Annotated in this window: 12 protein-coding genes; 8 read left to right on the forward strand and 4 right to left on the reverse strand. The window is 69.5% G+C overall.

The window, feature by feature from the left end; translation table 11 throughout:
• Positions 1-4: 4 nt before the first annotated feature.
• Both DLJ47_RS19055 and DLJ47_RS19060 read right to left on the reverse strand, forming a co-directional pair.
• Positions 5-3,076 (reverse strand): DUF3427 domain-containing protein, encoded by a 3,072-nt coding sequence (locus tag DLJ47_RS19055; RefSeq protein ID WP_109901296.1) that lies wholly within the window; start codon positions 3,074-3,076, stop codon positions 5-7.
• A gap of 108 nt (positions 3,077-3,184) precedes the next feature.
• On the reverse strand, positions 3,185-5,845 hold the full coding sequence (locus DLJ47_RS19060; RefSeq protein ID WP_109901297.1) for a DEAD/DEAH box helicase: 2,661 nt from the start codon (positions 5,843-5,845) through the stop codon (positions 3,185-3,187).
• A 131-nt stretch (positions 5,846-5,976) separates the two neighbouring features.
• Between DLJ47_RS19060 and DLJ47_RS19065 the strand changes: the two genes are divergently transcribed.
• Positions 5,977-9,405 (forward strand): helicase-related protein, encoded by a 3,429-nt coding sequence (locus tag DLJ47_RS19065; protein ID WP_109901298.1) that lies wholly within the window; start codon positions 5,977-5,979, stop codon positions 9,403-9,405.
• Positions 9,406-9,414: 9 nt separating this feature from the next.
• On the opposite strand, the gene DLJ47_RS19070 is transcribed toward DLJ47_RS19065, so the two are convergent.
• A complete protein-coding gene (locus DLJ47_RS19070; RefSeq protein WP_109901299.1) occupies positions 9,415-9,813 on the reverse strand; it encodes a hypothetical protein in 399 nt (132 codons plus the stop codon).
• A complete protein-coding gene (locus DLJ47_RS37500; RefSeq protein WP_109901300.1) occupies positions 9,810-12,272 on the reverse strand; it encodes an AAA family ATPase in 2,463 nt (820 codons plus the stop codon). Before DLJ47_RS37500 ends, DLJ47_RS19070 begins: the two co-directional genes overlap by 4 nt.
• Before the next feature lie 103 nt (positions 12,273-12,375).
• On the opposite strand from DLJ47_RS37500, the gene DLJ47_RS19080 reads away from it, so the two are divergent.
• From DLJ47_RS19080 to DLJ47_RS35410, 7 genes are read left to right on the forward strand one after another with little or no spacing between them, the layout of a single operon-like run.
• A complete protein-coding gene (locus DLJ47_RS19080) occupies positions 12,376-13,173 on the forward strand; it encodes a hypothetical protein (RefSeq protein ID WP_109901332.1) in 798 nt (265 codons plus the stop codon).
• Entirely contained in the window at positions 13,170-14,300 is a 1,131-nt protein-coding gene (locus DLJ47_RS19085; protein WP_109901301.1) for a hypothetical protein, read from the forward strand. Before DLJ47_RS19080 ends, DLJ47_RS19085 begins: the two co-directional genes overlap by 4 nt.
• Positions 14,297-15,811: a hypothetical protein gene (locus DLJ47_RS19090; protein ID WP_109901302.1), complete on the forward strand. Its 1,515-nt coding sequence runs from the start codon at positions 14,297-14,299 to the stop codon at positions 15,809-15,811. The genes DLJ47_RS19085 and DLJ47_RS19090 overlap by 4 nt, the downstream gene beginning before the upstream one ends.
• A complete protein-coding gene (locus tag DLJ47_RS19095; RefSeq protein ID WP_146228139.1) occupies positions 15,808-16,500 on the forward strand; it encodes a hypothetical protein in 693 nt (230 codons plus the stop codon). The genes DLJ47_RS19090 and DLJ47_RS19095 overlap by 4 nt, the downstream gene beginning before the upstream one ends.
• Positions 16,493-17,869: an AAA domain-containing protein gene (locus DLJ47_RS19100; protein WP_109901304.1), complete on the forward strand. Its 1,377-nt coding sequence runs from the start codon at positions 16,493-16,495 to the stop codon at positions 17,867-17,869. The genes DLJ47_RS19095 and DLJ47_RS19100 overlap by 8 nt, the downstream gene beginning before the upstream one ends.
• 55 nt (positions 17,870-17,924) lie before the next feature.
• Positions 17,925-21,479, forward strand: a complete 3,555-nt coding sequence (locus DLJ47_RS19105; protein WP_109901305.1) for a helicase-related protein — start codon at positions 17,925-17,927, stop codon at positions 21,477-21,479.
• 43 nt (positions 21,480-21,522) lie between these two features.
• A complete protein-coding gene (locus DLJ47_RS35410; RefSeq protein ID WP_146228140.1) occupies positions 21,523-22,563 on the forward strand; it encodes a phospholipase D family protein in 1,041 nt (346 codons plus the stop codon).
• Positions 22,564-22,617: the final 54 nt, after the last annotated feature.

Consider the following 22,617-nt stretch of genomic DNA (forward strand, 5'->3'; position numbering starts at 1 on the left):
CCACTCAAGCGGCGATGGCGCGGGCGGCGGCGTACATGTCGGCGGGAAGTGGGCGGTGTAGCTGCCAGATGATGCGCATGGGCCGGTCCCCGGTGTGCTCGCGGTAGGTCATGGTGCCGGCGTAGAGGTAGGCGGGTGCGCCGAGGTCCCGGTCGGGCAGCTTCGACTCACGAACGAATAGGTGCACCGTCGAGCCGCGCTTCTCGTGGTGGATGTAGCGCTGACCGGTGGCCGAGGCCGCCGAGGTGGTGCTCTGGGACTCCCACTGGAACAGCTCGTCGGTGATGGCCCGGTCGGCGTACATGGTGGTGGGGGAGTAGTGCTCCGCGGACTTGACCAGGGTGACGAAGAAGAGGTCGGCCTGGGCGTCCGGCAGCCACTTCACGCCTTCCCGCAGCGACCCCGGGTTCGGCATCCCGAAGGCGGCGCACGCCTCGTTGCGGCTGTAGCGGGCGTGCACCCGCAGCGGCAGCCCACCCTCGGCCCGAGGGGTCACCCGGTGGATCCGGTCACGGAGCACCTCGGCCACCTGGCGCAGTTCCGCGCAGCGGGCCGGTGCGGCCCAGAGCCGCGCCAACCGTTCGTCGCGCTCGGCGAGGGGTGCGTTCGGCCCCCACAGGTCGAAGTGCAGCATGTCCCACAGCCGCCCGGCGTCCGGCCGCTCGCCGGCCGCCACCCGGGCCAGTAGATCCAGCCGGTCCGGGTCGTCGATGTGCAGCATCCGGCCGATGGCCCGCCCCAACTCGCGGTCGTCCGGCCCCGGTTGCGTCGTCTCCAGCCCGGCCAGCCGGCGTAGGCCGGTCCAGCCGCCGACGCTCGCCGACCGGTACACGTCCTCGACCTCCAGGCCACTCTCCCGCAGGAACTCGGCCACACTCACGTCACCGAGCAGCCGCAACTCCGCCACCAGGCCGGTCTTCGACGTGGGCAGCGCCGACTTCAGGTTGCGGAGCACGAGCTCCTTCGCCACCCGGTCCAGCTCGATGTGGCACCCGCTCGGCAGCGTGGGGAAGTCCTGCTCGACCGCCTCGTACACCGCCCGCCGGCTGACCCCGGTCAACGCCCGCCAGCGCAGGTCGAAGCGGAAGTTGGCGTGCTGCCCGCCGATGAAGTCGAGCACCGTCAGGCAAGGTTTGTCGTCGTCGAGCCGGAGCCCCCGGCCGAGCTGCTGGAGGAAGATCGTCGCGCTCTCGGTGGGCCGCAACATCAGGATCGTGTCGACCATCGGCAGGTCGACGCCCTCGTTGAACAGGTCCACGGTGAACAGCACGCGCAGCTTGCCGGCCCGGAAGTCCCGCAGCAGGGCGTGCTGCGCCGGGCGGTCGACCTTCGAGGTCACGGCCGCCGACGGCACGCCGTGCTGGGTGAACCAGTCGGCCATGAACTCGGCGTGCCCGATGCTCACGCAGAACCCCAGCGCCCGCATCCGCCCCGCGTCGACCGTGTCCCGCACCGCCCGCAGCACCGCCCGCGCCCGGGCGTGATTGCCGGTGTAGACGCCGTCCAGCTCGGCCGGGTCGTACCCCTGCCCGCGCTTCCAGCGCAGCTGCGACAGGTCCACGTCGTCGTGCAGCCCGAAGTACTGGAACGGCGCCAGCAACTGCCGCTCCAACGCCTCCCACAGGTGCAGCTCCACCGCCGCGCGGCCGTCGAACCACCGCCGCACGTCGCCGCCGTCGGCCCGGTCGGGCGTCGCGGTCAGCCCCAGCAGTACGCGCGGCCGCAGCCGCTCCAACAACCGGGCGTACGTCGGCGCCTCCGCGTGGTGGAACTCGTCAACGATCACCATGTCGTACGCCTCGGGGTTGATCTCCCGCCGATGCAGCGACTGGATGGAGGCGAAGACGTGCCGCCAGTGCCGAGGCTCCCTGCCCCCGACGAGCGTCTCGCCGAAACTGCCGTCGCCCACGACCTGGCGGAACGTCGACAGGCTCTGCCGCAGGATCTGCTCCTGATGGGCGACGAAAAGCAGCGAGTCGACAGCTCCCGCCTTGCGCAGCCGGCGGTAGTCGAGCGCGGCGACGATGGTCTTGCCGGTGCCCGTGGCCATCACGACGAGGTTGCGCCAGCGCCCGTGCACCCGCCGCTCCGCGTCCAGGTCGGCCAGGATCTCCGCCTGGTACGGGTACGGCCGCACGTCCAGATTGGCGATCTCGGTGGGCGCCTCGTCGCGGCGTTCCCCGCTGAGCGCCGCCCGGAGCCGCTCCGCGTCCTTGGTCGGGTCGTACGCCTCGAAAGCCGGGTCGTTCCAGTAGTCCTCGAAGGTGGCGGTGAAGGTGTCGATGACGTGCGGCTGCTCAATGTTGGAGATCCGCACGTTCCACTCCACGCCGTCGACCAGCGCCGTCTTCGACAGGTTGGACGAGCCGACGTACGCGGTGCTGGTGCCGTTGTTGCGGCGGAACAGCCACGCCTTGGCGTGCAGGCGGGTGGTGCGGGTCTCGTAGGAGACCTTAACCTCGGCGCCCAGCTCGGCCAGGCGGTCGAGGGCTCGTTGGTCGGTGGCGCCCAGATAGGTCGTGGTGATGACGCGGAGCCGGCCGCCGCGAGCGATCAGGTCGCGGATGGCGGGATCGACGATGCGCAGGCCGTACCACTTGATGAAGGCGCACAGCAGGTCGACGGAGTCGGCGGAGGTCATCTCGTGGGTGACCTCGTGACCAATCCGCGGCTGGTGACGGCCGTTGACCAGCAGCGCGCCCGTGGAGAGCGGCGTGGTGGGGCGCACCGGAAAGGCGGGTGCCGCCGGGGGCGTCGGCGGGGCCGCGATGGCGTGCAAAAGGTTCCTGGCGTCGGCTATCTGGTCCTGCTCGGTCGCTGCCTTCGGGCTGAGCGCGGCGATGGCCTCGGCGATGCGATTGGTCAGGTGCACCTGCCGGGACAGCTTGTCGTCGCCGGCGGCAACGGCGTGCAGTGCACGGTGGGCCAGGGTGGCGATGTAGCGGGCGAGGGCGTCGGGAGCGTCGGCGGGATCGAGCTTGGCGCGCTGGACCAACGCGGAATCGACGTGTTGAAGACGGCCGGCCAGCTCGCGAGTGATCAGGTGCTCGTAGATGCCCCGCTCAAGATCCGTCACTCCGGCAAGGTAGCCCGCCAACACTCCTGAGCGCTGTCCCACCCGGCGCGTCCGCGTTTGCTGTCGGGTCCATGACAGCGGCGCACGCCCCGCAGGAGCAGACGAAGGCTAAGCCTCGGCAGCGGCACGGTTGAAGAGGCGCTCGCGTTCGGCGGCCACGACCTCTCGGACGAGTTCAGCCTCGGACAGGTCCACCGCCTCGGGAGTGGAACCGGCCAGGTCGCTGACCCGGGCAAAGTCGTCGAAGAGCTGCTTCTTCCCGGCGAGCAGTTCCACGATTCGCTGATCGACGCTGTCTTCGGACAGCAACCGGTGGACCTGCACCGACTGCACCTGCCCCATCCGGTGTGCGCGGGCGATGGCCTGGGCCTCCGTGGTGGGCTTGAGCTGCGGCTCGCAGATGACGACGACGGACGCGGACTGGATGTTCAGCCCGACGCCGCCGGCCACGATCTGCGCGACGAGAACGGCGCCGTGCTTGGCCGATGCGAACCGGTCCACGATCTGCTGACGGTGGCTCGCCGGCACCGACCCGGTCAGCGGCCCGAACACCGGCCCCGGAAGGGATCGGGCCACCAGATCCAGCACGTCTCTGAAGTAGGAGAAGACGATGACCCGCCGCTCGTTCTCCTCCGCCTCACGGACGATCTCGATGAGTCGTTGCAGTTTCGCGGACTGCGGCCCCTGGAGCATGGCCGCCTGGCGCATCTCCATGAAGTTCCCGCGCTCGACTGCCGCCCGGTAGCGGGAGGTGTCCGCCGCGGACATCGGAAGCCATTCCTCGACCTCGATGAGCTCCGGGAGCTCGGTCAGGACGTCTTCCTGGTTCCGGCGCAGATAGGCGGGCGCGACCTGCCGTCGGAACATCCTCGGCGAGAGGTCCGTGGCGTCGACGGTGAGGTCCGGGCGCACATAGGACGCCAGATTTCGGAACTCGTCGACCTTGTTCTCCAGCGGCGTGCCGGTGAGCAGGATCGCCCGGTCCGCGCGACCGATGAGTTCCTGCGTCCTCATGGATCGTTGCGCGTACGGATTCTTGATGTAGTGGGCCTCGTCGACGACGACGCACGCCAGCTCGGGGACCTTCTGCAGGGCCGGCTCCCACCAGGCGAGGGTCTCGTACGTGGTGATGGCGACCCCGCCGTCACGTACCCAGGTCCGGGCGGCGTGGTCGCGCCCCGGGCCGTGGACCCGGTGCGGGCGCAGCTTCGACTTGCTGGTCACCTCGCGGACCCAGTTGGTCACCACCGCCGCCGGGCACACCACCAGGAAGTGCGTCTCGCCGCGGCTGCGCAGGTGGGCGAGGACGGCGAGGGCCTCGACCGTCTTACCGAGGCCCATCTCGTCCCCGATGATGACCTTGCGCTGCACAAGGGCGAAGCGGGCCGCGAAGCTCTGATAGCCGCGCAGCGACGCCGTGAGGTGTTCGCCGCTGAGGGTCTGGTCGCGCACCGCCTGGATGATCTCCTCCGGGAGATCCCCGTGCGACGCGTCGTCGTCCTCGGTGACGAACCCGAGCTCGGAGAGCATCGCGAAGTAGTCGGCGGGTCGGGCCAGGAAGTCGTCCCAAGGGTCGGCGCTGACGCTCCTCGGGCCGGACGCGGAGGACATGCCGAGCAGCTCGGCCCGTCGTTTGACGATCTGGATGCTCTCGCGAACTGCTGCGGCGGGAAGCGCCCGGGTCGGAATCACGAGAAGGTGACTCGTCTTGCGGTTGATGGCTTTGCCCAGCGGTGCGAGCTCGGCTGCGCGTTCGAGGTCGGCAGCCGCACCTCGTGTCTGCCGGTACGCGTCCCATTCGGCGAGGCAACGCAGGAGATTTGTGGTCTCCGGGTGGCGGTTGCTGATGTCGATGCGGACCGGCATCTCGTCGTACGTGGTCTGCCAGATTGCTTGCGCTGCTCCGACCATGCGCCGCGCTGACGTCTCCCCGACGCCCGGGAGCGCCTGGAGGGACGAGCCGACCTCCAGCACGTCCTGCACGGTGCTGATGCCCGCCTCGACGAGTGGCCCCAGCCGGAGCCGATCGCGGGTGGCGGTCTTCAACGCATCCACCGGCATTTCCTGCAGGATCCGTTGGACCTCGGCACGTCTGACCTTCTCACCCGCATCGCGCACAGCCGAGCGGTACGACGCCTCGCCGGCGACGACCTTGTCGATGGCGGCCAGTGCCTCCGGCAGGCCCTCGAAAACCGACCGGTCCAGAATCTCCGGCTCGGGGCCCGTCAACCCGGAGACGAGATCAAGGCGAAGGGCCGGGTCGAGCAGCGCATCGATCCGAAGTCGTGCTGGGTCGACGGGCGCGGTGAAGACGGCGAGCTGCTCGAGACGGCCGGGGCCGTCGGTCTCCCTGATTGCCGAGTGGTGACGATGCAGGTGCTCACCTGCGGCCTCCGCCGACTGCTTCCGCGCCGACCCGAGGAAAAAGCGACGCACGTTGAGCAGCGGGCTGACGTCGGCGATGGCGCGCGGCACGTCCTTGGTTAGCAGCCGCAGCAAGGTCCGGTCGTCGGCCGTCGTCTGCGGAAGGTTCGCGCGCTCCCGCAGGCGCCTCACGATGTCGGTGTCGCTGGCCCAGAGTGGCACCGCGCGCCAGGTCGGCTGACCAGCCCGGTCGATTCCGACACTGCGTGATCGCAGCTCCCGCTCGCCGCTGCTGGCGGCGTCCCGGACAGCCTGGTGCCAGGTCTGCACATCCGCGGCTTGCAGACCCCACTGTTTGAAGTCCGCCACGAGGCGGCGGATCTGCTCGCGCTCTGTCTTGTCCATGCCTCGCCCAGAAGTCGGTGGGTCAGCGGAGCGTATGGTATGGCACCCATCCGACACGACGGGACCTCCACGGATCCAGGCCGTCGGTGCTGGTCAGTAAGCTCTGCAGGCTGTTGATCTGGGGGTAGTCGGTGAGGCTTGAGGATCTGGCGTCCGGTGTCCGGGTGGCCGGGGTGCTGCCCGGCGAGACGGTCTCGGTGATCGCCGCGCAGTGGCACGGACCGGATGCTCTCGAGCTGACCTTCAAGACGCTCAGCGGGGGCCTGCGCCAGCAGGTGCTCTTCCGGGCTGACGAGGCCAAGCTCAGTGCCTCCGACGCGGGCAGCCGGCCGTTCGACGCCGATGCCGACGAGTTCCGGCTGGTCGCCGAGGCTCAGCGGATCTCCCTGGCGGGGTTGTTCGACCCGATGTTGGCCGTGGCCACCAGCGACGTGCAGCCGTTGCCCCACCAGATCCGGGCTGTCTACGGCGAGATGCTCGACCGCACACCACTGCGGTTCCTGCTGGCCGATGACCCTGGTGCCGGCAAGACGATCATGGCTGGCCTCTACGTCAAGGAGCTCTTGCTCCGCGACGACGTGAAGCACTGCCTGATCGTCGCGCCGGGCGGGCTGGTCGACCAGTGGCAGGATGAACTGTTCTTCAAGTTCGGTCTGCGGTTCGACATCCTGACCACGGCTATGGTCGACGCCGCGCTCGGGTCGAGCGTGTTCGCGCAGTACCCGTTGCTCATCGCGCGCATGGACCAGCTCGCGCGCAACGAGGACCTGCGGGCCCAGCTCGACGACGCCGAGTTCGACCTGGTCGTCGTGGACGAGGCCCACCGGATGGGCGCGCACTACTTCGGCGGCAAGTTGACCAAGACCCAGCGCTTCCAGCTCGGCGAGCGGCTACGCGACCGCACCCGTCACCTGCTGCTGATGACGGCCACCCCGCACGCCGGCAAGGAGGAGGACTTCCAGCTCTTCCTCACCCTGCTCGAGCGCGACGGCTTCGAGGGCAGGTTCAAGGCCGGCGTGCACAACCCGGACACCAGCGGGCTCATGCGGCGCATGGTCAAGGAGGACCTGCTCACCTTCGAGGGCAAGCCCCTCTTCCCCGAGCGCATCGCCCAGACCGTGCCCTACGAGCTGACCGCTGACGAGCAGGACCTCTACGAGCGGGTCACCGAGTATGTGCGCGAGGGGATGAACCGGGCCGCCCGGCTCGACGACAAACGCCGCAACACGGTCGGCTTCGCGCTCACGGTGCTTCAGCGACGCCTGGCATCCAGCCCGGAGGCGATCTGCCGGTCCCTGGTCCGACGCTCCGAACGACTCAAGCGCCGCCGCGACGACCTGATCCACGGCCGCGGCGTCGTCGACGAGCCCCTCCCGATCGACCCGCGCGGCCTGGACGACGACGAGCACAGCGCCGAAGAGGTCGAGCAGCTCGAGGAGGAGCTGCTCGACGCGGCCACGGCGGCCCGCACCATTGAGGAGCTCAACGCCGAGCTGGCCGACCTCGACAAGCTCATTCACGTCGCCCGCTGGGTCCGCAACCTCGACACCGACCGCAAGTGGGTCGAGCTGCGCAAGATCCTCGAGGACAACGACCTCATCCACCCGGGCGCGGAGAAGCCCCGCAAGCTGATCATCTTCACCGAGCACCGCGACACCCTCGACCACCTGGCCCGCAAGATCCGCTCGCTCTTCGGCCGGCCGGAGACGGTGCAGGCCATCCACGGCGGTGTCCGGCGCGCCGACCGGCGGGCCATCACCGAGGAGTTCACCAAGAACCCGACCCGCCAGGTGCTCCTGGCCACCGACGCCGCCGGAGAGGGCCTCAACCTCCAGGCCGCCCACCTGATGGTCAACTACGACCTACCGTGGAACCCCAACCGCGTCGAGCAGCGCTTCGGCCGCGTCCACCGCATCGGCCAGACCGAGGTGTGCCGCCTGTGGAACCTGGTCGCGGCCAACACCCGCGAGGGCGAGGTGTTCACCCGGCTGCTGCAGAAGGTCGAGGAACAGCGCAAGGCCTACGGCGGCAAGGTCTTCGACGTCCTCGGGTCGGCCTTCGACGAGACGCCGCTACGAGAGCTGCTGATCGAAGCCATCCGCTACGGCGACCTCCCCGAGACCAGGGCCAAGATGGAACAGGTCATCGACGCCTCGGTCGCCCACGGTCTAAAAGAGCTCCTCGAGGAACGCGCACTGACCCACGACGCCATGTCGGACGCCGACCTGACCCAGATGCAGCAGCTCATGGACGAGGCCCGCACCCGACGGCTGCAGCCGCACTACATCGAGTGGGCCTTCCGCCTCGCGTTCCAGCGCCTCGGCGGCCGGCTCACCAGACGCGAGCGCGGCCGCTACGAGATCAGCCACGTGCCCCCGGCCATCCGCGCCGTCACCAAGCACGGACCCGTCGCCACCCGGTACGAGCGAGTCACGTTCGATCTCGATCGCATCGACGCCGAGGACAAGCCGCGCGCCGACCTGCTCGCCCCCGGCCATCCGCTCCACGACGCCGTCGCCGAGCTCACCATCAGCCAGCTCCGGCCCACGCTCGAACGCGGCACTGTCCTGGTCTCACCGCAGGTCGAGGAGCCGACGCTGCTGGTCGGGGTGGTGGAGGAGGTCGTCGACGGCACCGGAGAGTCGATCGCCCGACGGTTCGGCTACGCCTACGTCGACGCCACCGGACAGGTCACGCCCGCCGGCCCCGCGCCATACCTTGACTGCGTGCCCGCCCCGCAGACCCCCGCGGTGGCCGCAGCGAAGAAGCTTGCGTGGCTTGGTGACGCCGAGGCCAAGGCACGGACCTGGCTCATCGGTCACCAGCTCAAGCAGTACCTTGCCGAGGTCTCGCCGCGCCGGCTTGCCGAGATTGAGCGCACCCGGACGCGGGTCGACCAGCGGTTGGCGCACGAATCGCACCGGCTCATCGGCGAGGCCATCGCAGCCCAGGAGAAGGAGCAGGCCGGCATCAAGCCGAAGGAGAGTTCCGACAGCCTCCTGCGCAAGGCGCAGGACCTGCAGGCCCGCCGGGACAGCCGTCTCGCGCTGCTGGATCGGCAGGCCCAGCTGGCCACGAAGCCGCCCCGGATCATGACCGCCGCGCTCGTGCTGCCGCTGTCCATGGTCAGCAGCGAGATCCCGGCAGACGCCCCGATCCACGCCACGGAGGCCAGGGCCGTCGAGCGGCGCGGTATCGATCTGGTCCTCGCCGCCGAGCGTTCTCTCGGCCGGGAGCCGCAGGAGCAGGCCTTCCACAACCCCGGCTACGACGTCCTGTCCATCCCTGCCGACGGCGGCCCCTCGATCCGCGTCAAGGTCAAGGCACGGCTCGCGGGCGCCGAGGACTTCCACGTCACCCACAACGAGATCGTCACCGGCAAGAATGCCGCCCCCCACTACCGGCTCGCTCTGGTCACCGTCAGCACAGTCGGACCCGAGCACGACCAGGTGCGGTACGTCGCCGACCCGTTCCCCGGCGTCGACGTCGCTGATCTGGACGCGGCCGGCCTCCGGGCCAGTTTGTCGAAGATATGGAACGCCGGCGTGGCGCCCTTCTGACTGACGGAGCTAGCTTGCCTGGCGGCTGTCGGTTGCCTCGGCACGAGCGAGGTCGCTGATCACCGTCGCCACCGTGTCCCGCAGGCGTCGTAGCTCACCGGCGGTGAGCCCGAGCTCGTAGCAGTGGTGATGCCCCGCCCGCGACAGCGCCGCCCACGCGTAACCCGCCCGGGCGGCGACCTGCCGGCCGGCGTCGCGGTCGAGAATCAGGAACTGCGGCGACCGGGCGCGCATCGAGGCGACCTCCGGGCGGGACCGCCGCCAGTAGTCGTCCATAGCGGCCTCGAGCGCGAGCCGCAGCAGCCAGGCGCAGGCCCGCGGCCACGCACCGCGGGTGCCGCGCACGACGCTGGTGAGCAGCTTGTCGGCGGCGTCGAGGCAGTCCTGCGGCGAGGTGATAGCCGTCATCTCAACTCCTCGGCGAGTCGGCGGCAGACCCGGACGAGGACCTCGAGGTCGAACCTGCCCGGGCCGTGAACGCCTTCCTTGCAAGCCCGGAACGCATCACCGGCCCAGCGGCCGTACTGGTTGAGGCGGCCGAGCACCTTGCCGCCCTGGTGCAGGTCCCCGAACAGGGCCAGTGCAGTCACCTGGTTGAGCGTCAGCGCCTTCTCGATGAGTTCCTCGACGTCGCCGTGCCGCTCACCCCGCGCGATGCGTTCCCGGCGGATCCGCTCGTGGCAGGCGGCCTCCAGGGCCGACCGGCAGAAGCCGGACACCAGGGGATACCGCGCGTTGTCGGCCAGTTCCTCGGCCCTGAGGATCGCGGTGGCGTCGGCGAGGTACCGGTCGACCGGGTCGCTGTTCTTCCGGATCTCGACCTCCGACCCGTCCCGGCGGGTGACTGCCCAGATGGTGGCCTCGATCCGCAGCCGACGTACCGCCTCGGGCAGCCGGTTGTCGTGAGTGAAGACCACGACCTGCCGGGTCTCCGCGAGGCCGGCGAGCACCTGCGCCAGGCCGTCGACCTTCGACGGGTCCATGCTCTGCACCGGGTCGTCGATGATGACGAACCGGAACGGGCTGTCGTCGGCGCAGGCACGGGGAAGGAACACCGACAGGCCGAGCGCCTGCAGTTCGCCCTGGCTCATGACGGCCATCGCCGAGGTCGTAGTGCCGTCGACCTTGGCCGGGAAGGAGATCTTCCGGCGGGTGTTGGTGCCGTCGAGCCGCATCCCGCTCAGCTCGACGTTGCTCTCCTGCCGCAACTCCTCCCAGATCTCCTGCGAGCGCTGAGCGAACGGCTCGAACCGCTGGTCGCGCAGCGCGGCCATCGCGGTCCGAAGCCAATCGCGGGCGGCGTTGACGAGCTTCAGCCTCGCGTCATTCTCGACGCCGGCCCGCGCCTGGCTGAGCCAGCCCTGCAGCGCGACCGCGTGCTCGCGCCAGGCGTCGTGCCGCTGCCGCAGCCACGCACCCGTCAGCTCCTGCACCTCGGTGAACGCCTCGAGCAGCGGCGGGTACGCGGTCCGCAGGCGGGCCGCGAGCTGATCGGGAGGGAGCGAGGCCGCGTCGACACACAGGTCGTCGACCCTGGCTCGGTACCGCTTCACCGCCTCCGGCTGGTCGAGCACCCCGGCCATCGCGTCCAGGTCGTGGACGCTGATCCGCCGGTCCAGGTCGAGCAGCCGTACGGCCCGGGCCTGCGCCTCCCGCAGCCGCCGGTGCGCCTCCTCGACCGCCACGGTGTCGCGCTGCAGCTGGACCAGGGTCTCGTCGGCCCGACCATGCCACGCGGCGTCGAGCGTCCCGGTGCCGCACACCGGGCAGCTGCCATCGCCGTGGTCGTCGTGAAAGGCGACCGCCATCCGCAGCAACTGTGCCGCCTGCTCGGCGGTGCCGGCACGGGTGGTGGCGAGGCAGGCGACCTGAGCCGTGGCGGTGGCGAGCTCGTCCGCCACCTCGGCGGCGTACCCGGCGTCGGGGAGGGTGGCGGCGACCAGGCGTCGGGCCGCGATCGCCGCCGGGTCGGTGGTGTCGCTGCCGGCGTCGGCGAGCAGCTGGTCGAGAGCGTCGAGGTCGACGGTCCGCTTCGCCAGCAGCGCGGCCGCCGCCCGGGCCCGCTGGTCGTCGATGAGGCTCAGCGCCTCACGCAGAGCGGCGCGGGAAGCCTTGACGGCGTTGATCTGCTCGTTCAGCACCCGGCGGACCTGCATCAGCCGCCCGTCGGCGTCGACGAGCGGGTCCATGCCGAGGATCGGCGCCAGCGCGTCGAAGAGGCCGCTGGGCTTCGAGGTGATGAGCCGGCCAAGGTCGCTCGCGGTGAGGAACGGCCGGTACGCGTCGAGCGGCTTGCGCCACCCCAGCTCCGCCGTCCCGGGGTAGCGCTGACCGTCGCTGGCCAGGACGCTGCCGACGCCCTGGCCGGTGTCGGTGTGCTCGTCGCGCCAGGTCCGGCGTACCCGAATGGGTTTGCTCGCCCCCTCGGCGCGGAGCTGGACCTCGATCTCGCAGGGCGAGCCGTGGTGGAGGTTGCGCCAGCCGTCCTTGAAGACGCTGTTGCGGTCGGCCCAGCGGGCGCTGTCGCCCGTGAGGGCGAGCTCGACGGCCTCGGCGAAGCTGGACTTGCCGGAGCCGTTGCGGCCGACGACGAGGGTGAGGCCGGCGTGCGGCTGCAGCCGGAGGCTCTGCTGTGGACCGACGCCGCGGAAGCCGGCGACGGTGATGGACTCCAGGTAGAGCGGCTGCGGCCGGGGCCGCTGGGTCGGGTCCCGCTCCGGCAGGTCGACGGGCTCGCCGGCGAGGACGCCGCTGAGCGCCTCGTCGCCGACGTAGGCCGCGAGCACGAGGTCGACCACCTCATCGGACACGTCGTCTTCGGCCAACCGGTCGAAAACCTGGTCGAGTAGAGACTGGTCCCAGCCCATCCGGGTCTCCCTTCCAGGCGTCACCGTAAGTAGTGTTCCGCTTATCAACAATCCTGGTTACGGGGGATTGCTGGGAAACACTGGAACTTGTAGCATGCTCGTCGTGGCGGAGTCCATAGAAGACCTCGAAGGTCGGATAGACGACCTACGGGCGGCGGTCCGACGAGCGGTGGTTGCGCGCGACACGGCTCGCGTCAAGGCACTGCGCGCCGAACTGCGGGCCGCCGAGCGCGACTGGGAGCAGGCCATCAGCGAGCTCGCCGACGGCGCGGAGGCCGACAGCCAGCCCGCACGTGTCGAGGTGCCCCTGGTGTCGATGCGCGACCAGGTCCACCACGCCCTCACCCTGCTGAGCGCCCCGGCAGCCCCGAAGCTGATCGCCGAGGTGCACAACGCCTTCTTCGGCGCCGCCGGCCCCGGCCTCGTTGCCGGCAAGCTGACCCACCTGCGCCGCGACGAGGAGCGCTCGTTCCGCACCGCCCCGCACTCCCGGCCGTACTATCTCTGCTCCGCCCTGACCGCCGAGCACCTCGCGCCGGCCCGCGGCCTGCTCGCCGTCTCGACCTGGCCGCTGGAGCACCGCATCATCGGACCACTGAGCCCTCGTGTCGACTTTCTGACAGCCACCATCAAGGTCGCGGAGCAGGCTGCTCGGATGCCGGAGCAGACCCTCACGGTGGCCCGCCTGCTCCGCCGGTTCGCCACCAGCATTCCCGGAGCCGTCGACGGCTACGAGGCAGTCGACCCGGCGATCGTCATCAAGGCCGCCCAGGCCGAGCTGGCCGTCCACGCCGACGCCGACCGGGCCGACCGCGCCGCGGCGGCCGACCGCGCCCGCCGGCTGGACGAGGCGGAGCAGCTCTACGGCAGCCGGCTGCGCGTCATCCGGGGGTCGGCATGACCGACCTCGCCCAGCGCCTGGCCACCATCCGCGGCGGCGTCGCCCCGGCCCGGCACAACGCCCGCACCATCGCCGCTCTCACCAGCAACCCGGGCTGCGCCCGCCGGGCCGTGCTGGACTGCGCCGGCGTCGACAAGCAGCGCCTCGCCGCGTACATCGACTACCCGGCCCGGTTCGGCCAGTCCCGGTTCGCCATCACCCGCGGCAACGCCTTCGAGGCGCAGGTCAAGGCCAACGGCTGCGCCGAACTGCTGCGGCTGCTGCGCGACCTGCTCGACCTGGAGATCCAGGAGGTCGCCTACGACGACCTGGAGTCCGTGGCCGGCCGGGAGGGCAACGACGTCCGGTACGCCCGCGCCCGCACCCTGCTCACCCGTGCCGCCGCCGAACCCGACCGGGCCGGCACGCTCTTCGACCACCCGCTGCTGCGGCTCGACGTCGCCGGCCAGCAGGCCTACCTCGAGCCGGACCTGATCGCGTTCCAGCACGCCGGCCGGTTCCACGTCGTCGAGATCAAGAGCTTCGCCGTCATCGACGGCCAGGCCGACGCCGGCAAGGTGGCGGCCGCCGCGATCCAGTCCGCCGTGTACGTGCTGGCCATGCGCAAGCTGCTCGAAGACGCCGGCCACGACCCGGAGGTCGTCTCGCACGACGTCGTGCTGGTCTGCCCCCGCGACTTCTCCAACCAGCCGATGGCGGTCCTGGTCGACGTCCGCAAGCAGCTCGCCGTGCTCCGCCGGCAACTGTCCCGGATGACCCGGATCGACGCGCTGCTCGCGGAGCTGCCGGCCACGCTGAGCTTCGACCTGGCGGCCGACGACACGGGCGTACCCACCCGCTCCCCGCAGTCGCTGATCGCCGCCCTGCAGGAGGTCGAAGCGCGGTACTCGCCCGAGTGCTTGGCCGCCTGCGAGCTGGCGTACTTCTGCCGGCACGAAGCCCGCGGCTGCACCGCCGCCCTCGGCAAGTCCGTGCGCGAGGAACTCGGCGGCATCGAGCGGGTGGAGACGGCGCTGGCCATCGCCCGCGACGAGCGGGCGCCCGCCGAGGACCAGCAGGAGGCCGCGGAGCTGTTGCGCGCCGCCGCCCGGCTGCGGGCCGAGCTGCTCAGCGGGGTGGCCGGATGAGTGCGCTCACCAGCCTCGCCCGCGCCGAAGCCGTCGTCGCGGAACGCGCGCAGCGGATCACCCTGGTCCGGCACCTGCACATCGCTGACCGGCCGCTGGTGTTCATCCCGCTCACCATGGCCGGCGAGGCCAACGCGCCGCTCGCCGCGATGGTCGGCGACGACCCGGACAACCCGACGCTGCTGATCGTGCCGCAGCCACGGAACCGGGACCAGCGCTTCGCCTTCGCCGCTTCGCTGGCCGCGGTGTTGCTGCCGTACGTCGAGAGCTTCCGTGGTGACGTGGAGGCGGTGGCGGCGAACCGGGGCAAGGACATCCGCGTCCGGTACACGAACGCGCCCCAGCTGCTCGTACCTAACCCCGGCGGCGTCGCGTTCACCCGGCTCTTCGGCCGCTCCACCCGGTTCCGGCGCACCGACGGCGACTACCCGGTGCACCCGACGGTGCCGCTGCTCGGCCGCTGGCTCACCTGGTTCGCCGACCGCGCCGAGCACCCGGGATCGTCCGCGTTGCTGGCGATGACCGAGGCGCTCAGCCTGCACTGGGCCACCGGCCAGAGCACCCTCGAGGACGCCCAGCTCGCCGCTCTTATGGCGTGGATCGACCCGCCGGACGGGATGACCGGCCCGGAGGCGGCCGCTCTCGCGGAGGATCCGGTCACCTGGCCGCCGGCCGGCCCGACCACCGACCCGAGCTTCGACAACGAGATCCTCGCACCGGCGATGGCCGCGTACGACCGGGCGGTCGCCGTCGACTCGTTGGTCAACCGGCGGCGCGCCGAGCTGGAGGACATCCTCCGTGGGCAGCTCGAGCCAACCTGGCGGCTGATGTGGCAGGCCGTCGCGCTGCTGCACCACCTGCCGGCCGGGTCGCGGGTCGCCGGCCGCTGGGCCGAGGACCGGGACGCCTACACCAACTTCTGCGCGTATCTCGACGAGGGCGGCCTTCCGCAGCCCCGCCGCGACGGGGCGGTGGCCGCCGCGCAGCGGCTGCACCGGCTGGAACGGGCGCAAGCCTCGTACGACGTGCAGCGCGCCTACGACGACCCGATGGTGATGGCCGACTACCGGCTCACCGGCGAGGCGTTCGTCGGCGAAGTGACCGCGGCCGACCCGACGCGGGTGGACAGCAGCGGTAAGCGCCGCGTGCTGCGCCCGTGGATCACGGTGACCACGGCCGATCCGGTGCTGGTCACCCCGGGCACGACGCTGTACTCGCCGGACCGGCCCAGCAAACAGAAGGCCAAGGTCGTTTCGGTCGCCCGCGACGACAACGGGACCACCGAGGTGGTGCTGGAGCTGACCGGCGGGATGGGGTCGTCGCTGACCCCGCCGCCGGGCAGCGTGCCGGAAGTGGGGGAGCGGCTCTGCTACACCACGCTGACCGACTCCTTCTTCCCGGCGGGCGCCTTCCCGTCACGGGAGGAGACGCCGTGGACCCACGGCGGCCGGCCGGCACCCTTCGACGACGGCGCCCCGAACGCCGAGGACGCCCGGGAGGAGTGGTCGTGAGTCAGCCGACCCTGAAAGAGGAGATCATCGCTCGACTCCGCGCTCGGCCCGGCGGAATGACCGACGCAGAGCTGGCAATCGCTACCGGCAAGCTTCACCAGCAGATCAACCAGCGGTGCCGGCAGATGGAGTCGATCGGAGTCCTGACGCGGGACCGGAGCAGCGGCATCATCGTGAACCGGCTCCGCGGCCAGGAGGCATCGCCGCCTCGCCAGGTGGTGCTGCCACGTCCCGTGCCGAACTCGGAACGCAGCTGGGACTGGGAGGGCAACGTCCAGGCCGTGCTGTGTCGTTGGCTTGAGGAGCAGGGGTGGCGGCTGCTCCAGGTGGCGGACACCGCGACCAAGCAACAGGGCACCGACGTCGTCGCCGAGCGGGCCGGGCAGCGCCTCCACGTCGAGGTTAAGGGCTACCCGTCGAAGGCGTACGCCGACCCGCGCCGTGCCGGCGAGGTGAAGCCGACGCCGCCGACGCTTCAGGCGAAGCACTGGTACGCCGACGCTCTGGTGAAGGTGCTGCGGCTGCGGGAGAAGCACAGCGGCGATCAGGTCGCGATGGCCTTTCCGGACGCGCCGCGCTATCGGTCGCTGCTGGCGGAGACGGCCGGCACTCTCCGGACCATGCGGATTGACGTCTTCCTGGTTACGGTGGACGGCTATGTCGGGCTCTGGGAGGTGACGAATGGCTGATCTCCTGGTCCCGCCAGCGGCACGTTTCGTCGCCAACGCCGACGGCGCAGGCACGGCGTGGTCGGCGGGGGACGAGGCGGAGCGGGTGGTCACGGCGGTGCTGGCCGACCTGCACTCCGGCGAGCACCGCGGCGTCGTGGTCGACTCGCCGCCCGGGGCCGGCAAGTCGACCCTGGTGGTGCGTGCCGCCATCGAGCTGGCCCGCGCCGGCGAGCCGCTAATCGTCATCGCGCAGACCAACGAGCAGGTCGACGACCTGACCGACCGGCTCGCCCAGCAGGCGCCGGAGCTGCACATCGGCCGCCTCTCCGCGAACGACTACAGCGCCACCGAGCGGATCAAGCGGTACGCGACGGTCCGGGTTGCCGCCAAGGTCGCCGATCTCGGCGGTCCGTCGATCATCATCGGTACGGCCGCGAAGTGGTCGATGGTATCATCGGGCTGCTGGCCCTGGGCGATCGTCGACGAGGCGTACCAGATGCGGTCGGACGCGTTGTTGCGGGTAGCTGGCCGGTTCGAGCGGGCGCTCTTCGTGGGCGACCCCGGTCAGCTCGACCCGTTCTCCACCGTCGAGACCGAACGATGGGTCGGCCTCACCTGGGACCCGATGCAGTCTGCGGTCGCCGCGCTGCTCCGGCACAACCCGGACCTGCCGGTGCACCGGCTGCCGGTGTCATGGCGGCTGCCGCCGTCGGCGGCGCCGGTGGTCGCCGAGGCGTTCTACCCGTTCACCGGGTTCCAGGCCGGGACGAGGCCTGGTGAGCGGTCGCTGTCGTTCAGTACGGCCGGGTTCGGGGGCGGGCCGGTCGACGCGGCGTTGGAGACTGCGTCGGCGAGCGGGTGGGCGCTCTATGAGTTACCTGCCCGGCACACGCCGCGCACCGATGCTGAGGCTGCTGCGGCGTGTGCCGCTTTGGCGCGGCGGTTGCTGGAACGCGGAGCAGTCGCCGCCTCCGAGCGCGAGCCCGGTGGGGCGCCCGTCACCGCCGATCGGATCGCGATCGGCGCTGCGCATCGGGACCAGGTCGCCGCCATCCGCGCTCATCTCGGCGAGGCCGAATCCGGCGCCACCGTGGACACAGCCAACCGGCTTCAAGGTCGGGAGTACGACGTGACGATCGTGCTGCACCCGCTTTCGGGGCGGCGGGATGCGACGGCATTCCACCTGGAGTCGGGGCGGCTCTGCGTTCTGACGTCCCGGCACCGGCAGGCCTGCATTGTGGTGGCCCGAGCGGGGATTGCCGGGCTGCTGGACGCCCACCCGTCCGCCGAGCCGGTCCACCTCAATGTGCCCGTCAAGTTCCCCGACGGATGGGAAGCCAACCAAGCGGTCCTGGCCAAACTCGAAGCCCATCGGGTCTGCACCTAATTGCTGCTATCGAAGACCAATTGCCAGTGTGCCGTCTGTGGGGGAGGGAAACGGCATGGGTGACAAGCATTGGAGACCGGTCGCGCCCGGCGTCCACCAGCTCGGTGTCAAGCTAGAGGAGCTTTCGCCGGGTGCCCGCGTCGGCGGCGTCGTCAACGGTGTGGTCACGGTCGTGACAGTGAAGTGGCACGGCTCGGCCGCACTGACTCTCACCTACCGGGACGACTCCGGACGGGTAGGTGAGCGACTGCTGTACCGCGACCACGAATCCTCCCTGACGCTGGCAGAGTCGTCCCGCGCATACGCCTTCGACGGCGACCCGGCGCTGTTCCGACTTGCTGCCGAGGCGCTGCGCATTCGCATGGCGGCGCAGTTCGACCCCATGCTCGCCGTCTCCACCAGCGACCTCGACCCGCTGCCCCACCAGATCAAGGCCGTCTACGGTGAGCTTCTGCCGCGCACCCCGCTGCGATTTCTCCTCGCCGACGATCCTGGGGCAGGCAAGACGATCATGGCCGGCCTCTACATCAAGGAGCTCATGCTCCGCGGTGACCTGGCCCGGTGCCTCGTCGTCGCCCCTGGCGCTCTAGTTGATCAGTGGCAGGAGGAGCTGCTCGATAAGTTCGGTCTGCGCTTCGAGCTGCTGACGCGCGGGATGGTCGACGCAACGTTGGACGGCTCGGTCTTCGAGCACCACCCACTGCTCATCGCCCGCATGGACCAGCTGTCCCGCGCCGACGACATCAAGGAGCGGCTGGAAGAGACCGACTGGGACCTCGTGGTGGTCGACGAGGCCCACCGCATGTCGGCGCACTACTTCGGCTCCGAGCTCAAGACGACGAAGCGCTACGAGCTCGGTCGCCTCCTCGGCCGGGTCGCCCGCCACTTCCTCCTCATGACCGCCACCCCGCACGCCGGCAAGGAAGAGGACTTCCAGCTCTTCATGGCGCTGCTCGACGCCGACAGGTTCGAGGGCCGCTACCGCGACGCCGTCCACTCGGTCGACAGCGACGGGCTCATGCGCCGCATGGTCAAGGAGGAGCTGCTCACCTTCGAGGGCAAGCCGCTCTTCCCGGAAAGGGTCGCTGACACCGTCAAGTACGAGCTCTCCGACGGCGAGCGCGACCTTTACGAGGCGGTCACCCAGTACGTGCGCGAGGAAATGAATCGTGCCGAGCAGCTCAAGGCGGCTGGCGAGGGACGCCGGGGCAACACGGTCGGCTTCGCCCTCACCGTCCTGCAACGCCGGTTGGCGTCCAGCCCCGAGGCGATCCTCCGATCCCTTGAGCGCCGCCACCGTCGGCTGGAAGTCCTGCGCCAGGAGATGGCGGCCACACGAGGCGTGGGGGAGTCGGGCCTAGAGCGGCGCATCGCCGATTTGCTCGGTCGCGGCCCAGTCGGCGACGACGACCTGGATGACCTCACTGGCGAGGAGCGGGAGGAGTTCGAGGATGACATCGTCGACGCCGCGTCAGCGGCGCGGACGATCGCCGAGCTGGACAAGGAGATCCGCATCCTGGCCGACCTGGAGGAGCTGGCTCGCCGCGTCCGTCGGGCCGGCAACGACCGGAAGTGGACCGAGCTGCGCTCGTTGCTCCTCGACGACCAGTCGATGTACGAGGCCGACGGCTCCCACCGGAAAATCATTGTGTTCACCGAGCACCGCGACACCCTGAACTACCTGATAGACCAGATCCGCGGCCTGCTCGGGCGCGAGGAGGCCGTCGTGGCGATCCACGGTGGGGTGCGCCGGGAAGCACGCCGGGCCGCGCAGGAGCTCTTCACGCAGGACAAGGACACGGTCGTGCTGGTCGCGACCGACGCCGCAGGGGAAGGCCTCAACCTTCAGCGGGCGCACCTGATGGTCAACTACGACCTGCCGTGGAACCCCAACCGGATCGAGCAGCGGTTCGGCCGTATTCACCGGATCGGGCAGACCGAGGTCTGCCGGCTTTGGAACCTGGTCGCCGAGGACACCCGGGAAGGGGCCGTATTCCTGCGCCTGCTCGACAAGGTGGAGCAGCAGCGACGCGCTTACCGCGGCAAGATCTTCGACGTGCTCGGCGAGGCGTTCGAGGGTCGGCCGCTGCGCGACCTGCTCATCGAGGCGATCCGGTATGGGGACCAGCCCGACGTCCGAGCCCGGCTCAACCAGGTCATCGATGCCGAGGTCAGTGCAGGACTGGACAAGCTCCTCGCCGAGCGCGCACTGCATCACGACGTCCTGGCCGAGACGGATGTCCAGGAGCTGCGGCTGCATATGGAAGAGGCGCGCGCCCGCCGGCTGCAGCCGCACTACATACGTGCGTTCTTCACGGAGGCATGCCGACTGCTTGGTGGCCGGATGAGCACGAGGGAAGCTGGCCGGTTCGAGATCACCCATGTGCCGGCGGAGATCCGCGACCGCGATCGGCTTATCGGCCTGGGCGGGCCTGTGCTGCGCCGCTACGAGCGGGTGTGCTTCGAGCGTGAGCAGGTGCGGATCGGCGGTAAGCCGAAGGCCGACCTCATCGCGCCGGGACATCCCCTGCTCGATGCAGTGGTTGATTTGGTGGTCGAGCGTTATGGCACGCTGCTCAAACAAGGCGCGGTGCTGGTGGATGGCGCGGACGCCGGCGAGGAACCGAGGTTGCTCGTAGCGCTGACCCAGCAGATTGTCGACAGCCACAGCCCTGCCCGTACCGTCTCGAAGCGCTTTGACTTCGTCGAACTTCGGCGTGATGGCTCCGCGTCGTCGGCCGGCCCAGCACCCTACCTCGACTACCGACCGCCCAGCGAGGAAGAGAATTCGGCGGTGGACAGGCTCCTTGGCGAGCCCTGGCTTGCCGGCGGAGCGGAGAATCTCGCCATCGATTGGGCGGTGAACCACGGTGTGAGTCGACACCTTGCCGAGGTGCGGGGGCGGGTCCGAGAGACCGTGGACCGCACGCGCCGGCAAGTCCGCCAGCGTTTGACTCAGGAAATCAACTACTGGGACGCGCGGCACGCGGATCTACTGGACCAGCAGGCCGCCGGGCGGGCATTGAAGATTCGTCCGGAGACCGCGTTCCGCCGGGCACGGGACCTGGAACGACGCCTGGAGAAGCGACTCGCCGATCTGAAGGCCGACGAGGCGCTACGGCCTCTTCCGCCGATCGTCGCCGGTGGCGCACTCGTGGTGCCGCAAGGACTGATCGACCGACTCGCAGGAAGGCGCGACAAGCCGGTGCTCGCCTATGCGAAAGACACCGCTGAGGTCGACCGGCGGGCCGTCGCTGCCGTGATGGCCGCCGAGCGCAGGCTCGGCCGGGAACCCACGGAAATGCCGCACAACAATAAGGGGTACGACATCCGCTCGCTAGCCCCGGATGGTCACTGGGTCTTCATCGAAGTTAAGGGACGCATCCAAGGTGCCGAGGACTTCATTGTGACGCGTAACGAGGTGCTGTACGGAAAGAACGCCGACCGCTACCGATTAGCGTTGGTGGTAGTGGATCGAGAATCGAACGGCCATGACAGTGTCCGATACCTTGACGAGCCCTATAAAGGATTGGACTTTGGGACGTTTCAAGTCGAAGCAGTCAGGGTCAACTGGCAGATAACTTGGGCCGAAGGCCGAACGCCCTTCTGATTGGGGGGCAATAGCAGCGAGCGCGACGAGGGGTAGGCGCAGAATGCTCACCACAATCATCGGGCGACCTGGCGATGGGGTCGATCTGAAGCAGTACTTGTTAGGTGCGCTGGTTTCGCACGCTGGCGGCCGAGCATGCGTGCGTGCGGGCTTCGCTTACGTTACGCGATCGGGCGCCACCGACCTCATTGGTGCTATGGAACTATCACCACAGTGGCGAGGGGCCCGCAAGAGGTGGCTTGTCGGGGTTCATCACGCGATCTCGGAACCCGCAGCAATTGATGCACTGGCTGCACTTCCAAACAGTCAGGTGCGGCTTGCGGTGTGTGGCGAAAGTATAAGGGCCGCCATCATTGGCCGGTCCATTTTCCATGCGAAGGTGGTCGCGGTTGGTTTTAGCGGAACTTCAAAGATATCCTCAATCTTTGCGGGCTCGGCCAACCTCACCTCGTCTGCAATGGGAACGAGCGCCCGGAATTACGAGGCAGGCCTTTTCTGGGGGGCGAAGGTCCCAAAGTCCGAGGCGCAGACGTTCAATCAATGGTGGGACATGGCTTGGTCTCAAGCCCTACGTGCTACCTCGGCCAACCTTGACACCTACATCTCTGAGCGGGAGCGATTCCTCCGCAGCAATCCGGACATCATCTTGGGCACGATTGCCGCAGCGCCAGAGGCCGTAGCGTCAGCGCGGATGCTTTGGATTGAAGCAGGCGAGATGTCGGGTGGTGCCCGCAATCAGATAGAGTTCGGCGAGGAACTGGCAGCGTTCTTCGGCCCCCTATCGCCGGCACAGCGTCTGATAACGATTCTGCGTGGAGGCCGTGCGTGGAATGATCGTCCCCTTACGCCGAAACGGACTACCTTTGGTGTTCGAATCTGGCGCCTAAGTCTGCCAACGCTGGCGCAGAGTGGCCTGCAGTACCCACAGCGTACGATCTGTTTCCAGAAGGGTGACCTTGAAGGCGTTTATCAGCTGGAGGTTGCTGACAGTGATAGTGAGCTAGCAAAATCTTGGCGCGAATCAACCCATCGCAGGGGTGTCGTAGCTCGGACTGGTGGGGGCCGTAGTTATGGCTTCGCGTAACCCAATCGCCTTCCTGCTAGTGCTATCCCGTAGGATGGCATGGATCAGGTGCGG

It is taken from the genome of Micromonospora sp. S4605 (genome assembly GCF_003176715.1).
Taxonomy (GTDB): Bacteria; Actinomycetota; Actinomycetes; order Mycobacteriales; family Micromonosporaceae; genus Micromonospora; species Micromonospora echinaurantiaca.

Excerpts from the sequence above, each read along its gene's own strand:
- DLJ47_RS19060 (WP_109901297.1), bottom strand. The coding sequence starts at position 5,845 with ATGGACAAGACAGAGCGCGAGCAGATCCGCCGCCTCGTGGCGGACTTC.
- DLJ47_RS19070 (WP_109901299.1), bottom strand. The coding sequence starts at position 9,813 with ATGACGGCTATCACCTCGCCGCAGGACTGCCTCGACGCCGCCGACAAG.
- DLJ47_RS37500 (WP_109901300.1), bottom strand. The coding sequence starts at position 12,272 with ATGGGCTGGGACCAGTCTCTACTCGACCAGGTTTTCGACCGGTTGGCC.
- DLJ47_RS19085 (WP_109901301.1), top strand. The coding sequence starts at position 13,170 with ATGACCGACCTCGCCCAGCGCCTGGCCACCATCCGCGGCGGCGTCGCC.
- DLJ47_RS19090 (WP_109901302.1), top strand. The coding sequence starts at position 14,297 with ATGAGTGCGCTCACCAGCCTCGCCCGCGCCGAAGCCGTCGTCGCGGAA.
- DLJ47_RS19100 (WP_109901304.1), top strand. The coding sequence starts at position 16,493 with ATGGCTGATCTCCTGGTCCCGCCAGCGGCACGTTTCGTCGCCAACGCC.
- DLJ47_RS19105 (WP_109901305.1), top strand. The coding sequence starts at position 17,925 with ATGGGTGACAAGCATTGGAGACCGGTCGCGCCCGGCGTCCACCAGCTC.
- DLJ47_RS35410 (WP_146228140.1), top strand. The coding sequence starts at position 21,523 with ATGCTCACCACAATCATCGGGCGACCTGGCGATGGGGTCGATCTGAAG.